Consider the following 15590-nt stretch of genomic DNA (forward strand, 5'->3'; position numbering starts at 1 on the left):
GCGCTTCGCTGCTGGCGGAACATCGCGTGCCAGCCGCGCTGGTCGACGTCGAGCCCTGCGAACGGCTCACCGTCGCCGCCGACGTCCATGGCGTCGACGACGCTGTCGACGGCTCCACCGAGTGTCCGGGCGGCGTGTTCGGTCAGCCCGTAGAACATGCCGCTGTGCGGAATCGCGCACGGAACCGCGCCGTCCCAAGTGCCCTCTCCACGCTCTAGGCAGACGATCGCTCGCAGGCCGCCTCCACTGACGCCGTAGACGTAGCCGTGGTGTGGCGCCGTGCCGTACATCTCGGTAGCGATCAGGCGAGAGTGGCGTGCCGTCGCCACACTCGCGACGTACGACAGGATCGCCCCCTCGGGCTTCGGACGCGAGGGTTCGTCGGCGAGGTGGCCTTGGTTGGACTCGACCAGATACGCACCGAGCGCGAACGCCTGCTCGAGCGCGCCTCCCGTGAGCGCTCCGCCGTTCTCGATCGTCCGTTCGTGCCCGGCTGAACCACCCTCGAGCCACTGGATGAACCGACCGCCGTACTGATCCTCTGGAGGGAAGTACAGCGAGAAGCGAGTGTCGGTACCCTCGAACCCGCCGTGCACGAACCGGTGGCGGGCCGGCGCGTCACGCCACTCGTCCGTGTCGACGTACGCAGCACCGAACGTGCTCAGATCGATCATCGACGCTTAGTTGCCGATCATTGTCGCTGGGGGTGGAGCGTCGTTCAACAGGCGCCGTACGACCGGACCGAGCTCCGCGGGATCCCACCGCCGATCGGCCCTCGACTCACCGGGCCCGTGCGTCCATCCGCCTGCCACTGCGACCCGTCCCGCGCCTGACTCGAACGTCCTTCCGGAGACGTCGGAAGCCTCGGAGGAGCTCAGCCACACGACGAGCGGGGAGACGTTCGCCGGATCGAACAGATCGAACCCATCCCCGCTCGGAGGTGGGACGCCCTGTCCGCCCTTGTCGGCGATCGCGTCGGTGTTCATCCGCGTGCGCCCACCGGGGGCGATTGCGTTGACTCGGATGCCCAGCGGGAACAGTTCCAGTGACGCCGCGATCGTAAATGCCGCAACCGCGGCCTTCACCGTCCCGTATGCGCAGAGACTCGGTTCGATGCCGGGGGTTGCGCTCGGCCAGAGCCCTGCTGCAGAACTCGTGTTCACGATGCTGGCGTTGAGGCGTTCGCCCGCTTCTGCGCGGGGCCGCCAGTGCTCAGCGGCGAACTTTGTGAGGTGGAACGCACCGAGCACATGGACTCCCCAGGAGGCGTTCATGTCCTCGGTGCTGAGCTCGCGAAGCGTCGAGGTCCGAAGGATGCCCGCGTTGTTCACGACTGTGTGGAGCTCGCCGAAGCTCTCGATCGCGGTCGCGACAATGCGGCGCGCCGCGTCGGGATCCGCGACATCGTCGACGCTGACGACCGCGTCGCCGCCCTTCGCCTTGATCTCGCCCACTACCTCGTCGGCCGGCTCGCTTGAGCGTCCAGCCCCTGCGTAACTCGTACCGAGGTCGTTCACGACGACCTTGGCGCCCGCTTCGGCGAACGTCAGCGCGTGCGCGCGACCGATGCCACGGCCGGCACCCGTGACGATGACGACCTGACCTTCACAGAATCTCGCCATCATCCCCCTCGTCGTGAGAAGACATCTGCGACCGGCGGCTAGTTGGCGTAGACGGGTCCGACTCGATCGGCAATGGGTCGCAACTTCTCCAGATCGAAGCGGTAGAGCTTCGCTGCATTGCCAGCGAGGAACTTCTGCACCCCGTCGAGTGATGGTCTCGCTTCGGCGATGTTCTCGGCAATCTCTTTCCGGCTGAACGGCCACGACGACTCGGGATGCGGAAAGTCCGAGGACCACAACACCGAGTCGGGAATCGTGTCGATCACACTCCAGTCGATGATCGAGTCGTGACCCTGCACCGTGATGTTGTCTCGGAAGTAGTCACTGGGCCGGCGCGGTAGCTCTCGGAACTTCGCGACCATGTGGGGGTTCATCGGGCGCTTGCCGATGCCGGAGCGCATATTGGTCGAGTCGTAGATCTCCTCGAGGTTCTGGAGCACCTCGAGCGCCCAGTAGCACCCGCCGGTTTCGGCGACGACGATCTGGAGCTTCGGGTGCCGCTCGAACACGCCACCGAAGATCCAGTTCACGAGTGGGCCGCCCTTGGCCATGTTGTTGTAGTGGATCCACATCTGGTTCAACACCGCTGCGCCTGGCCCGTCCTGCCATCCGGCTTGGCTCGGGTCTCCGCCGAACGCGGCGTGCATGTTGAACGGCAGCGCGAGCTCTTCGAGGAGCGAGAAGTAGGGCTCGTAGTAGAGATCCTGGAACGGCGGCAGACCAGGGGGTCGACCACCTCCAATGTACGAGCCGCCGCGCATGTTGTGTTCGGCCGCGAAGCGCGCCTCGTCGCGGGCGCGGTCGATGTCGTCGAGATCGACCATGAAGCATGCGGCGTACCGATCTGGGTGTGACGCGGCGAACTCCGCCGCCCAGCGGTTGTACGCGCGGATGCCAGCCCACTTCAGGTCGGGACCGAGGCTCGACAGCAGGAAGCCGATCTGGGGAAACAAGACGCTTCCGACCTGACCGTCTGCTTCGAGCATCTTGAGGCGGAGATCGGGATCGTCCTCGCCGTAGACGGTCATGAGGTCGGCGTCGTCCCACCCTTCTTCGCCGAGCGAAGCGAGGAGTTCTTTGCGGATCTTGGTGTTCTCAGCGATGTACTCGGGCGCGTACGGCACAGACCCGTTGCCGTTGACGTCCACCAGCGCATTCCCGAGGCCACCGACGGCGGCGGCTGCCATCATCATCGACATGTCAGCCTGGCCGCTGGCGAGGCCCGCCAGACCGCCGGCTTCCATCCGTTCCTTCATCACGACCGCGGCCCGCTTGGCCATGTCCTCGAAGTCGACGTATGCCTGGCGATGCTCGGGATCGAAGTACGGCGCGAAGTCGACGTTGCGGTTGCCGAGGTGGGTGTCGCCAGTTATCGCGATCAGTCGTGTGTCGCTCATCAGATCCCCATTCGTTCGCGCGTCGAGGCGTGCGGTCGCGTCCAGCTCCCGGCTTAGTCGTCTTTCGTACGACTTTGAGTCTCTACGGGTCTGGAGACCGTGTCAACCCAGGCGACTTGACATCTTGGCCGTTGTCCAACAAATTGGGCTCGTACACCGGCGAAGCCGGGCGCGACTCGTCAAGGGCCCGGCGAAGCCGGGCGCGACTCGTCAAGGGGGGATTTCATGACTCGGAGTTGGCGCCGCGCAGCGAGCGTGATGACACTCAGTGCGCTCGCGATTGGTGTTGCCGGAACGGCGGCGCGGGCTGCTGACAGCGGGCAGTCGTGGCCGGGCGTCGGGTCCAAGCAGGCGCTGGCAAATCCCAACTGCGACCCCGACACGGGCCGGTTGAAGCTCAAGCTCTACTGGGCCGGCCCGTGCGTCACGGCGTGGCCAGCAGGCAAGAACAACGGAGGGGCGACCTCCTCGGGTGTCACGGCTGACTCGATCAAGGTCGTGTACTACGACCTCGCCGAGGACAGCGCGATGAACGGGCCGCAGTTCCCAGGCACGGAGGACGCGGTCACGCTGTTCGAGCACTTCTACGAGACGTATGGACGCAAGATCGACCTCGTGCACGTGCGCGCGTCGGGCACCGATGAGGCGTCGCAGCGCGCCGACGCGGTGAAGGTCAGTGAGATGAAGCCGTTCATCGTGGTCGACAACCCGGGAGTCGGCGGCGACGCGTTCGACACGCTGCTGGCGCGCGCGAAGATCATTTCGCTCGGTTGGAATGTGACGCCGGAAGTCGGTCAGGCCCAGGCCCCGTACCGCTGGGGTAACCAACCCGACGACTTCGGAGCGCAGGTCGTTGTCGCGCAGGCCATCTCCAAACTCGCCGGAAAAAAGGCGGAGTATGCCGGCGACCAGTCGCTGAAGTCGCAGAAGCGCAAGATCGGGGTCATCCATCCCGACTCCATCGACTACAGCCTGTTCACCAACACGCTCAAGAAGGACGGCGTGAACGTCGCCTCCGATCTCGCGTATCCGTATGTTGTCTCCGGGAACTTCAGTGACGCCACGAAGTACCAGGACCAGCTCCCGACGTACGTCGCGAAGCTCAAGAGCGCAGGGGCGACCACCGTGGTGTTGTTCGCCGATTACGGCCTCATCGGCCCCCTGACGAAGGCCGCGACATCGCAGGACTACTCACCCGAATGGTTCCTGACGGGCTTCCACTACCAAGACCTCGACCTCTTTGCTCGCGGGTTCGATCAGGCGCAGTGGTCACACGCATTCGGCGTCATGGGGCTGTACCCAGCTGAAGGGGACGCGTCCACGGTGTCACCACAGCAGCAGCGGCTGTACCAGTGGTTCTTCGGCAACACGCGGCCGCCAGGTAGCAACGAGACGTACCACTACAACTCGGGTCGTGAACTCGGGATCTTCAACTACGTCTTCGCGGCGATCTCGCTCGCCGGCTCGAAGCTCACACCGCAGAGGTTCGGGAAAGCACTCTTCGCGTACCCTCCAGCGGGTGGCGCCGCGAGCAACTTCGGTGCCGGATTCATGCAGTCCTGGGGGAGGCACGGCTTCTACCCTTGGACCGACTACACCTCCTTCGACGACGTCACGCTCGGCTGGTGGGATCCGAACGCGAAGGGCGTGTCGAACGCGATCGGAGCGGTTGAAGGTACCGGCAAGTACCAGTACATGAACAACGCCAAGCGCTACGAGCCGGGTCAACTACCCAAGACGATGCCCAAGTTCTTCGACGCTTCGACGTCGCTCTTGGCGTTCCCAGGACCGGCGGATAGCAACCTCCGGGACTATTCGTGCAACGGTTGCCCCAGCTCGAGTTCCTGAACCGATGTGCAGGCCTGACCGACGATGCTGACCCTCGAGATCAACGGCCAGACCTCGGCGACCGTCCGCCAAGGCGACGTCGCGAGCTTCGAGGTTCTCCTCGACGGTGGCCCCGCCGCCGAGGTTCTCGTCGACTTCGAAGGGTCTGGAGCGTGGGAGCCGGCGCAGGGTCCCGTGTTTTGCCGGGGCTATCAGCGGGCGGGCCGGTTTGTCGCGACCGTCCGATGCGGTGACGACACCGCGAGCGCGCGCGTGCGTGTCACGCCAGTCAGCGTCACGGGCGGTGCCGGGCTCTTCTGACCACACGAACACGAGAGGAGTGGCTCCTGTGGCTATCAGCGACGACTACTTCGGCGACCCGTACGTCGACACCGACGAGTGGCGAGAGGAAGACAACGGCGCCGTTCGGTTCCGGTACGTGCACGGCGGCTTTACCGGCACAGACACGCGGTTCTCCTTCTACTTCCCTCCCGCAGAGGTGTACCGCCACCGGTTCATCAGCTGGATCGAGGGCGGACAGGGCGGAAGCGAAGTCAACGGCCTCATGGGCGCAAGGGCGACCGTCGGCCCGACCTTCGGGGCGGAGGTCGGCGCGGTGATCGTCGAGTCGAATCAGGGTCACATCGGCGCGGATCTGGCCGGCTGTGGTGGCGATTCGAGCATCCTGTGTTGGCGCGCCAGTGCGGAGTCGGCGCGGTACATGAAGCAGTTGGCGGCAGAGATGTACGGCGCCACGCCCCAATACGGATACGTGACCGGCGGCAGTGGCGGTGGCGTGCGATCGATCAACTGCTTCGAGCGCACCGACGTCTGGCAGGGCGCCGTCCCTTTCGTGATGCCGCATCCCGGGCAGGGCGTGTTCTTCTCGTTCCTTGCCAATGTCATTCGGCTGCTCTCCCGGGAGCAACGAGCGGCGTTGGCGGCCCGCACGGGGCTCGGTGGCAGCGGGGATCCCTTCGAGGGCTTGGACATCGAGCAGCGCGAGGCGCTGACCGCGCTCTACCGAGCTGGCTTCCCGCGCGGCGCCGAGTTCGTGCTGGCGAACCCGTTCGAGGCAGTGCTCGTGTGGAGCTGGCACTCGTCGGAGCTGATGGAGCACGACCGCGCGTACTGGCACGAGTTCTGGAGCGTTCCGGGCTACGCCGGCGCCGATCGGCCCTCGGCGTTCGAGCCATTCCTGCTCGAGGAGAAGACGCGCATCGCCAAGGTCCTGACGGCTGGCGAGCTCCTCGCATCGGCGACCGAGGCGGAATGGGCCGCCGGTGAAGCCGCCGGCGTCATAGGCCGGGCTATGGCGATGGCCATGCCCGATTCACCCTTGGCAGTTGCCATCGAGGGCCTCGACCGAGCCGCGTTGGACAAGGCCACCGGCGCCAAGGTGCACCTCGGTTCGGGGATCGGTGCCGGCCGCACCGTGGTATGCCTCGGCGTCGTCGGCGACGCGCTCGTGTGTTCGGCCTCCGGCGAAGCCGGCAACTTGCTCTTCGACGAAGTCCAGCCGGGCGACGAGGTCACTATCAGTAATCGCGACTTCCTCGCTTACGGCCACTATCACCGCACCCAGACCGAACTCGATTACGACCAGTTCGGCGAGCACTACCCGGAGTTCCAGCAGCAGGTCGTCGATGGGCGCGCCATCTTCCCGACACGAGCGACGTTCGGATTCGAAACGGTGATGGTGTCGAGCCGGTACCACTACGGCTGGACCGGCAAGATGATCATCTGCCAGAACAAGCACGACATCGGTACCTGGCCGGTGGGTGCCGTCAACTATCACCAGCGTCTGCTCGAGCTCCGCGGCGAGGAGGCCACCGACCGCGACTTCCGGCTCTGGTGGTTCGACCACGCTGCCCACACGCCCGGCTCGATGTTCCCCTCGGTCGGGAGACCGCACGCCACGACTCGGCTCATCGAGTACGGCGGCGCCGTCCAGCAGGCCCTGCGCGATGTCATCGCCTGGGTCGAGAACGATGTCGAACCTCCGGCGCGCTCGCAGTACGAGCACTCGGCATCGGGTGCGGTCCACCTGCCGGACCGTGCCGCTGACCGCCGCGGCATCCAGCCCGTCCCCGTCATCACGGCCGATGGCGGGATCGTCGCGTCGGTCACCGCCGGCCAGCGCGTGCGGCTCCATCTCGAGGTCGACGTTCCGCCCGGCACGGGCTCGATCATCGCCATCGAGTGGGACTTCACCGGCGACGGACGGTGGGAGGACGAGCCCGGCATCGACGGCACCAAGACGTCGATCGCCATGAACAGAGAACACACGTACACCGAGCCTGGCACCTACTGGCCATCGGTGCGGGTCACCTCCCACCGCGATGGACTGGTCGAGGCAACAATCCGCCGGGTCCCGAACCTCGCGCAGTCACGCATCGACGTGACGTGACGCGACACCTGCGCCGAATCCCGGACCCCGTCGCGTGGTGTGCGAACATTGAGGTGCAACGCGCCACTTCAGCGAGGAGGACGACGGCTGTGGAACAACCGGCGACTCGCCGCGGCCGGCCCCCCACCGTGAGCCGCGAGGACGTGATCGACGCGTCGCTCCGTTTGATCGAGCGCGTCGGTGTCAAACGATTCACGATGCGCAAGCTCGCCGATGAACTCAACACCGCGAAGATGACGCCCTACTACCACATCGGGGACAAGGAGAACCTCCTCGAGCTGGCGGCGAATGCCATGTTCGATCAGTTGGACCTACCCGAGCCCGATGCGGCGCGCTGGGATGAACAGCTGCGCGACGCAAATTTGGCGTTCCGCGCACTGCTTCGTCGCTACTCTGGGATGGCGGCATATGCCACGAACCGCGAAGTCGCCGGCGGGTGGCGCTTCACCCTCTGGTACATAGACCTCATGCGAGTCGCGGGATTCGATGGCGAGACGGCGGCCGGAGCCCTGCCGGTGTTCCGGGGGTTGGTGGTCGCGGACCTCGACGAGGCATACCGGCGCACGCGCACTCGGAGCCGCAAGCAATCGCGGTCGCCGGCGCCGCCGGATCGTGACCTGAACGTGTGGGAAGCAACGTTCTGGAAGGCGCTCGACGGCGGACCCGAGGTGATGTTCGAACGCGGTTTGGAACACGCCATCCAGGGATTGCACCGTCAGCTTGATTCGCAGGTCGAGACACTGCGCGGCTGACGCGATCGGATCACCGTTCCTGCCCCGGACTCATTGCGCTCCGGCTGTCGCGACCAGCGAAGAGCGGACGACACGTCGTTCGCCGTGTGTCGGTACGGATTCGCCCCACGCCATCCAGTTGACGGGGCGACGTTGTTCGCCGACGCGTTGCATGATCCCGAGCTGTTGGGGGTTGGGTGGACGCCCGAGATCGAGCATGCGTCCCCACGGTTCGGGCACCATCTCCCACGCCTCGCCATCGAGGACATAGTCGATGCGATCGGCCCAGTAGCCATCCGCGGATCGGGTCACCTCGCACTCCATGTGCTCGGTCGTACGAACGTTGCCGTCACGGTCTCCGATGACCGCTATCGCGAACCGGTCGTGTCCGAACAGGAAGTGTCCGATCTCGAGCGAGTCGTCGTCCCATTCCGTGGCCCAGCTGAACCAGGTGGTGTGCAGTTGGCGTCCGAGCAACGGGTCGTGGTGCACGTAGAGCCGCCCGCCGGGCGGCACGTAGGCCTCTTCGTAGAAGAGGAACCCGAACACAGGTCGGCCCAGCGCGTCACCCGTGACCGCCCAGGTCTGGGTGGGGTAGTAGATGGCGTCGTCGCGCCCGGGCAGGTACCAGTGCAGCCCGGGACCGACGCGGTTCCCCGTCACGTCGACGAGGTCCGACTCCCGCCAGTGCGCGTCGTCCGCGCCGAGCACGAGGAGGTCGTCGCCGTCTGCGGTGCGCCACGTCACATGCCCGTCGTCGAGCGCCCGGGTCAGGGTGTCGCCGCTCGCAGCGCGTCGCGCTTCCTTGCGCAGGTGGAGGTCGTGGGCGTCGTCCCAGGCGGTCTGCAGGATGAGTTGCGGGCCCAACGCGTGTGGTGCTCCCGCTGAGGGCTCGACGTCGGGGTCGGCGAGGCGGCGCATGAACGCGAGCGGGCGACCGTCGGCGTCGCGCAGCACTCCCCACAGGTACCCGGCCTCGCGCTGCAAACCGAAGTACGGGCGCGGGTCGCCGAACTCTGCGACGTCGACCAGCCGCCCACCGGCCAACGCCCCCCACCCGAGGTCGCCCTTGCGCGGCGTCTCACCCTCCGCTCCCACCGCGGCACTATACAACGTAGAGCAAGCGAAGCCGACTCAGGGTCGTGGCGCACCTCCAACAGTGCTCCCGCGGGAGCGAGCACTCTTGGAGGTGGCGGGAGTCGAACCCGCAAACGCCCTCGCGCGGCGTCGCAGGTCAGAGCGCATATCGCTTGGTCAGCTGCGCTTTCGCGTTGTTACGCGAGCGATCGTCAGTGACCGTGATTGACCGCCTTTCCGTGTCACCCGTGCGTCACGCGGGCGCGGCCGATCACACGCAACGCAGCTGTCTCACTGTGCCGACTGCGCGTTCGGACGCACGCTGGCCCCAACCGGCGCTGGCGAGGTTGACCACGGTCCTGCTGTTCGGGTTGGAACGGTACAGTCCGACTCGTGGCCTACGAGACGATCCTCTACGACGTCGACGACGAGCATGTCGCGACGGTGACCCTGAATCGTCCTGACAAGTTGAACTCATTCAATATGGCGATGCGGCGTGACTTCCGTCAGTTGTGGCGCGAGGTGCAAGACGACGACGCCGTGCACGCCGTCGTGCTACGTGCGGCGGGGGATCGTGCGTTCTCGACCGGCATTGACGCTACCGAGCGCGCTGACTTGATGGCGCGCGGTGTGCACGTCGGCGCGCCCCCGAATCCGTTCGTGGCCGAGGACCCTGGCATCACATTGGCCCCGAAGCAGAACGAGTGCTGGAAGCCGATCATCTGCGCCGTCCACGGTATGGCCGCCGGCGGCGCCTTCTACTGGATCAACGAGTCGGACATCGTGATCGCGGCGGACGATGCCACGTTCTTCGACCCGCACGTTACGTACGGGATGACGTCTTCTCTCGAACCCGTAGGGCTCAGGTGGCGTATCCCGCTGGGTGAGGTGCTCCGCTGGGCCCTGATGGGGCTCGACGAGCGGATGTCGGCGGAGCGGGCGCGCGAAATCGGACTGGTGTCGGAAGTGGTGCCGCGTGAGTCGCTCTGGGATCGCGCGCACGAGGTCGCGGCGATTGTGGCCGCGAAGCCGAGCGTCGCGACGCAAGGAACGGTGAAGGCGATCTGGCGGTCGCTCGATCTCACGAGGAGCGCGAACATCGACCTCGGAATGATGTATGTGCAGCTCGGCAACCCGGTGGGCGAGACCCAGGTCGATCGCTCGTCGGCGCCACGCCCCAAACCGCAGATCCGCTAGACGAGCGGCGAGGGCCGCGGTTCTCTGGGGAGTCCGAGCACACGCTCGCCGATGGTGTTGCGCTGGATCTGGCTGCTCCCGCCGTAGATCGTCTCGGAGCGTGACAGCAGGAAGCTGTGCTGCATTCGCTCGAAGCTGTCGTCTCGGTAGTCGTAGAGCACAGCGTCGGCGCCGAGCGTGTCGAGCTTCAGCTCGCACAGCCGTTGGTGCCACTCTGACCAGTACAGCTTGGCTACCGACGACCCGGGCCCCGGTTCGCCGGTTCGCATGAGTGTCGTCAACGAGCGTGCGTTGTTGAAACCCAGGATTCGTACGCCGATCCACGCGTCGGCGAGCCGGTCTCGCAACGACGCGTCACGCGTGTGTCCGGTCCTGCGAGCGAGCGCGATGAGATCGTCGACCTCGCGCTCGAACTGCATCTGATGTGGCAATGTGGCCGTCGCGCGCTCGAATCCCAGCACGGTGAGCGCCACCGGCCAGCCATGATCGACCTCACCGACGACGAGATCGGCGTCGGTACGCGCGCCGTCGAAGAACACCTCGCAGAACTCCGATGAGCCCGCGAGGTTGCGGATCGGACGGACCTCTACGCCAGCTTGACGCATGGGAACCAAGAGCATCGAGAGGCCCCGGTGCTTCGGGGCGTGCGGGTTGGTCCGGCACAGCGCGTAGATCCAGTCGGCATGGTGTCCGAAGGTCGTCCAGATCTTCTGGCCGTCGATCACCCAGTGGTCACCGTCGAGCCGAGCCTGGGTGCGCACGTTGGCAAGATCGGAACCCGCGTCCGGCTCGCTGAACCCCTGGCACCAGATGACGTCAGCCGCGAGGATCTCGGGAAGGAACCGCTCCTTCTGAGCCTCGGTGCCGGTGGCGACGAGGGTCGGGCCGATCATCTCGGTGCCCTGGATGCTCAAGCGGTACGGCGCGCCCGCGTGCGCACACTCATATGCGAAAACGATCTGCGCTCCGATTCCTACCTCGCGTCCGCCGTATTGCTTGGGAACCGCGAGACCGAGCCAACCGCCGCGCGCGAGCTGCTTCTCCCAGCGCGCCCGAATCTCGAAGCCCTCGTCGCTCGCGGCGGCGCCGCGCGCGCCGAAGGCGAGAAACTCACCCACGAGGTGGTCGGCGAGCCACGAGCGCACCTCATCGCGGAACGCGACGTCATCCTCTGAGAGGCCGAGCTGCTGCAGGTCGTCGCTCAACGTGCTGCGTGGATCGCGCGGGCGACGTCGGCCCACCGTTCGGCCGCTTCGGGGGAAGAGGTCCACGCGCCGTGCCCGAGGTACGAGAGGATGCGGTCGGCGACACCGTCGTAACGCGTCAGCAGCGCGCCGGGCAGCTCGTCCCACGTTGCTGTCACCGTGTAGGGCTCCAGCATTTCGTCGGTGAACACGGCGGCCATCCCCTTCATGTCGCCTGCCGACATGAGCCTGCGGAGTTCGGCGCCTGCTTCGCCGTAGCCATGGTGCGCGAGCACGGGCTCGTAGGTCGGCGTACTTGCATAGAACGCGATCTGCTGCCGAGCCGCGTTGCGAAGCGTCGCTCGCTCCTCATCGGTATCACCGACGACGATGAACACAGGCGCGATGAACGAGACCTCATCGATGGAGCGTCCGCTCTTCTGTGCGCCCGCTTCGACCGCAGGACGCACCACCTCGGTGAGGTACTCGCGCGAATGGAACGGGTGCACGTGAAACCCGTCGCACACCTCTCCGGCCATTCGCGCGAGACCCTTGTTCACACCGGCGATCTGTATCGGGATATCGGGAAAGTCGATCGGTCCAGCCGAGAAGAAGTCGGTGAGCAATGAAAACGAATAGAAGTCGCCGGCGAACGCAAGCTTCTCGTCACCCTGAAAGGCGCGGAGGATCGCTCGAAGTGCGAGGACGTACTCCCGCATCCGTGCTACCGGACGGTCGAACGCAGTGGAGAATCGGCGAACGAGGTGTGCCTTGACCTGCGTTCCAAGACCGAGCTGGAAGTTCCCCCTTGACTGATCCGCAAGGTCCCAGGCGATCTGCGCCGTGACCATCGGGCTGCGCGGGAACGCAACTGCCACCGAGGTGCCAACGCTGATACCCCCGCCTGTTGCTTCCGTGGCGACCGCGCACGGAAGGAACGGATTGTGGCCCGCCTCCGTGAACCAGATCGCCGAGAAGCCAAGACGCTCAGCGTCGCGCGCGAGCACGCGGACATCGCCGAGCTTGCTGCCAAATCCGTACGTGTCGAACTCCACCAAAATCCCTCTCGATCAGGCCCACGCCGAGATCGTAATGTCGGCTCCCGTGACGACGACATGGTCGGCGATGGTCGCAGCACGCGTCGGCGCGCGCGATCCTGCGGTCGTCTATCCCGACGGCTCGTCGTGGACACTCGACGAACTGCTCACGCGCGGTGCGTCTGCCGCAGTCTGGCTTGACGATCAGGGCGCGGAGCGCGGGCGACCGGTTCCCGCGCTCGTCCCCGCGGCGCGGTCATCGTTCGCGTTGTTGTGCGCGGGCGCTGGGTCGGAGCGACCGCTCGCGCCGCTCAGTGCACGCTTCACGGTGCCCGAGCTCACCGCGTGCGTGCTCGACCTGGGGCCGACAGTGATTCTCGCGTCGCCTGACGCGCGGGCGGTCGCCGAGGAAGTCGGCGCGCGGACCAAGCTTCCGGTCGCGGTCGTGCCGGAGGACTTCACCTCTCCCGGGCGTGAGCTCGATATGGACCCGCCGGGCGACGCGACCGTCGTCGTGCTCCATACGTCGGGGACGACCGGCGCGCCCAAACCTGTGTACCAGCGTCAAGCACCGATGGCGAAGCGGGTGCCTCGGTCTGCAGGACCAATGCAGCTCGGCCCCGGCTCGCGCTTCGCGACTGCCTCGGCGTTCCACCATCAGGCGGGAGCCGGGATGCTGCTCGTCGCGATTGGTGTGGGCGCCACGCTCGTACCGCTCGCGAACTTCTCACCCGACACGTGGACGGAGCTGTCACCGCTCGGGGTCACGCACGCGACCGTGGTCCCGGCGCTCATCGAAGCCGCGCTCGCCGCGGACGTGCTCGCGCTCCCGACCCTCGAGTGGATCCTGTACGGCTCCTCGCCGCTACATCCCGATACCGCTCGACGGTTGCTCGAGGAGTTTCCGAACATCCGACTGGTGCAGAACCTGGGCCAGACCGAGGGCGGCCCGATCACGACGCTGTACCACGAGGACCACGTGCAAGCGCTCGAGCACGCGCCACATCGTCTCCGTTCGGTCGGGCGACCGACCGAAGGAACGGAGCTGCGGATCGAGGATGCCGACGACTCCGGTATCGGCGAGATCTGCTCGCGTGCCGATCACTATTTCTTGACCGATGCCGATGGGTGGCTTCGCACCGGAGATCTTGGCTACCAGGACGACGACGGGTTCGTCTACCTCGTCGCGCGCAAACAAGATGTGATCAACCGCGGGGGCGACAAGGTGTACCCCGCAGAAGTCGAGTTGGTGATCGCGTCGCATCCCGACGTGCGCGAAGCCGCCGTCGTCGGAATTTCCGATCGGCGGCTCGGAAGCGTTCCGCACGCGTGGATCGTGCCCGCCGATCCGAGTAACCCGCCGTCTCCCAACGAGCTCTTTGCCTATGCGCGCGCGCAGCTCGCCGGCTTCAAAGTGCCGCGCGACTGGCACATCACCGACGAGCTTCCCCGCAACCCGGCAGGCAAGCTCCTGCGGCACGCGCTCGCTCCTGACGCCGACGATTGAGGGTGTGCTACTCGTTGCCGAGCTGGACGCGCTCGCGCAACACGGTCTTCAGCACCTTGCCGCTCGCGTTGAGGGGGAGCGCGTCGACGAGCACCACGCGATGTGGCACCTTGTAATTGGCGACGTGCTCGCGAGCGAAGGCGATCACGTCCTCCGGTCCAAGCGATGCGCCCGGCTGGGGCACCACGAACGCGGCCCCCACCTCGCCCATCCGCTCGTCCGGGATGCCGATCACCGCGATCTCGCTGATTCGCTCGTCATGCAGGAGGAGACCCTCCACCTCCGCGGGCGACACGTTGAACCCCCCGGTGATGTAGATGTCCTTCTTGCGGTCGACGATTCGGAAGTAGCCGTCGTCGTTGGCCACGGCGATGTCGCCAGTGTGGAGCCAACCGTCGGACCCGATCACCTCGGCCGTCGCCTCGGGATCGTCGTAGTAGCCGCGCATGACGTTGTATCCGCGGATCAGGAGCTCCCCGGGTGTGCCGACGTCGACGTCGTTGCCGGCTTCGTCGACGATGCGGACCTCGATGTCTTCGACGGGTGTCCCGCCGTTCCAAGCGGAGATTGTGTCGGGCGCGTCGCCCGGCTTGGTGATCGAGCACATCGCCGTTGCCTCGGTGAGCCCGTAGCCGGTGGAGACGTGTTCCACCGGCAGCTCTGCGAGCATGCGTCGGATCAGTGTCTCGGGCACCGTAGCGGCGCCGACGTACGCGATCCGGAGCGACGACAGATCGGTAGCTTGCCGGTGAGCATGGTCGAGCATCGCGGACCACAATGTCGGCGGCCCGGTGACGACGGTCACCCGCTCGCGCTCGATGACGCGCAGCGCCTCTCCCGGTTCGAAGATCGCGACGGGGAGTGCCGTTGCGCCGGTCATGAGGCAGAGCATCCACCCGGCCTTGTACCCGAAGCAGTGGAAGAAGGGCGGGACGATGAGATCGCGGTCGCCCTCCCGGAGACCGAAGCCGGCGCCCCAGCTCTCGAAGGCGCGCAGGCTCTGACCGTGCGTGAGGAGCACGCCCTTCGGTCGGCCCGTCGTTCCCGACGTGAACATGATGTCGGCGACGTCGTCGCCCTCGATCGCGTCGAGACGCGCCAGCGCGTCGTCTTCCGAGACCGCATCTGCGCCGACGAGGAGGTCGGCGAAACCCTCGATGCCGGGCTTCGGGGCTCCGGACAGGATGACGGTGCGGCACGACGCCGCGGTCGCCGGGTCTGCCCTGCGCAGCAGTTCGACAGAGTCGATCCCGAGGAAGTCGCCGACGGTGAACAGCATTCGGGCGCCGCTCTTTCTCAGGACGTATGCCGCCTCGTCGCCCTTGAAGCGTGTGTTGATGGGAACGAGCCACGCCGCGGCACCCAGGATGCCGAGCGCAGCCACGACGAACTCGACGCAGTTCGGAGCCCAGATCGACACGCGGTCCCCGGGTTCGACGCCCGCGGCCATCAACGCCCGCGTGGCTTCCAGGGCGCGATCGGCGAGCTCGCGAGAGGTCAGCCGGTTGTCGCCGTCCACGACTGCCTCGCGATCGGCAAAGCGCGCCGCGTTCTGGCGCAGCATGTTCGGGATGGACCGGTAGCGCTCGTCGGCTCTCACT

13 protein-coding genes are annotated in these 15590 nt (G+C 66.4%); 6 read left to right on the forward strand and 7 right to left on the reverse strand.

Translation table 11 applies throughout. From position 1 onward, the window contains the following. The 3 genes from WD271_06045 to WD271_06055 form a co-directional block, all read right to left on the reverse strand. Positions 1-674: hypothetical protein (locus tag WD271_06045; protein ID MEX1007389.1), on the reverse strand; the 674-nt coding region annotated here is incomplete at its 3' end. Between the two features lie 6 nt (positions 675-680). Next, the gene (locus tag WD271_06050; protein ID MEX1007390.1) at positions 681-1622 is read right to left on the reverse strand and encodes an SDR family NAD(P)-dependent oxidoreductase; all 942 of its coding nucleotides are present in this window, start codon (positions 1620-1622) and stop codon (positions 681-683) included. A 38-nt stretch (positions 1623-1660) separates the two neighbouring features. Continuing rightward, positions 1661-3019: an amidohydrolase family protein gene (locus WD271_06055; protein ID MEX1007391.1), complete on the reverse strand. Its 1359-nt coding sequence runs from the start codon at positions 3017-3019 to the stop codon at positions 1661-1663. Between the two features lie 258 nt (positions 3020-3277). On the opposite strand from WD271_06055, the gene WD271_06060 reads away from it, so the two are divergent. From WD271_06060 to WD271_06075, 4 genes are all read left to right on the forward strand, one after another. After that, positions 3278-4867, forward strand: a complete 1590-nt coding sequence (locus tag WD271_06060; GenBank protein ID MEX1007392.1) for a hypothetical protein — start codon at positions 3278-3280, stop codon at positions 4865-4867. 24 nt (positions 4868-4891) lie between these two features. Then, the gene (locus tag WD271_06065; GenBank protein ID MEX1007393.1) at positions 4892-5167 is read left to right on the forward strand and encodes a hypothetical protein; all 276 of its coding nucleotides are present in this window, start codon (positions 4892-4894) and stop codon (positions 5165-5167) included. Positions 5168-5195: 28 nt separating this feature from the next. Next, positions 5196-7256, forward strand: coding sequence for a hypothetical protein (locus WD271_06070; protein ID MEX1007394.1), 2061 nt, complete (start codon positions 5196-5198; stop codon positions 7254-7256). An 89-nt stretch (positions 7257-7345) separates the two neighbouring features. Further along, the gene (locus WD271_06075) at positions 7346-8008 is read left to right on the forward strand and encodes a TetR/AcrR family transcriptional regulator C-terminal domain-containing protein (GenBank protein MEX1007395.1); all 663 of its coding nucleotides are present in this window, start codon (positions 7346-7348) and stop codon (positions 8006-8008) included. A 30-nt stretch (positions 8009-8038) separates the two neighbouring features. Here the strand turns inward: WD271_06075 and WD271_06080 are convergent, their stop codons facing one another. Continuing rightward, positions 8039-9085: a hypothetical protein gene (locus tag WD271_06080; protein MEX1007396.1), complete on the reverse strand. Its 1047-nt coding sequence runs from the start codon at positions 9083-9085 to the stop codon at positions 8039-8041. Between the two features lie 372 nt (positions 9086-9457). On the opposite strand from WD271_06080, the gene WD271_06085 reads away from it, so the two are divergent. After that, the gene (locus tag WD271_06085) at positions 9458-10261 is read left to right on the forward strand and encodes an enoyl-CoA hydratase/isomerase family protein (GenBank protein ID MEX1007397.1); all 804 of its coding nucleotides are present in this window, start codon (positions 9458-9460) and stop codon (positions 10259-10261) included. On the opposite strand, the gene WD271_06090 is transcribed toward WD271_06085, so the two are convergent. Next, a complete protein-coding gene (locus tag WD271_06090; GenBank protein MEX1007398.1) occupies positions 10258-11466 on the reverse strand; it encodes an acyl-CoA dehydrogenase family protein in 1209 nt (402 codons plus the stop codon). The genes WD271_06085 and WD271_06090 overlap by 4 nt on opposite strands. Beyond that, on the reverse strand, positions 11463-12500 hold the full coding sequence (locus tag WD271_06095; GenBank protein ID MEX1007399.1) for a TIGR03617 family F420-dependent LLM class oxidoreductase: 1038 nt from the start codon (positions 12498-12500) through the stop codon (positions 11463-11465). Before WD271_06095 ends, WD271_06090 begins: the two co-directional genes overlap by 4 nt. Before the next feature lie 49 nt (positions 12501-12549). Between WD271_06095 and WD271_06100 the strand changes: the two genes are divergently transcribed. Continuing rightward, positions 12550-13989 carry a class I adenylate-forming enzyme family protein gene (locus WD271_06100; protein ID MEX1007400.1) on the forward strand — a complete coding sequence of 480 codons (1440 nt, stop codon included), beginning with the start codon at positions 12550-12552 and terminating at the stop codon, positions 13987-13989. Between the two features lie 7 nt (positions 13990-13996). On the opposite strand, the gene WD271_06105 is transcribed toward WD271_06100, so the two are convergent. Continuing rightward, complete coding sequence (locus WD271_06105) at positions 13997-15589, reverse strand: AMP-binding protein (GenBank protein ID MEX1007401.1); 1593 nt, start codon at positions 15587-15589, stop codon at positions 13997-13999. Position 15590: the final 1 nt, after the last annotated feature.

The sequence above is a fragment of the Acidimicrobiia bacterium genome (assembly GCA_040880805.1).
Classification (GTDB): domain Bacteria; phylum Actinomycetota; class Acidimicrobiia; order IMCC26256; family DASPTH01; genus DASPTH01.

Excerpts from the sequence above, each read along its gene's own strand:
- WD271_06050 (MEX1007390.1), bottom strand. The coding sequence starts at position 1,622 with ATGGCGAGATTCTGTGAAGGTCAGGTCGTCATCGTCACGGGTGCCGGC.
- WD271_06055 (MEX1007391.1), bottom strand. The coding sequence starts at position 3,019 with ATGAGCGACACACGACTGATCGCGATAACTGGCGACACCCACCTCGGC.
- WD271_06060 (MEX1007392.1), top strand. The coding sequence starts at position 3,278 with ATGACACTCAGTGCGCTCGCGATTGGTGTTGCCGGAACGGCGGCGCGG.
- WD271_06065 (MEX1007393.1), top strand. The coding sequence starts at position 4,892 with ATGCTGACCCTCGAGATCAACGGCCAGACCTCGGCGACCGTCCGCCAA.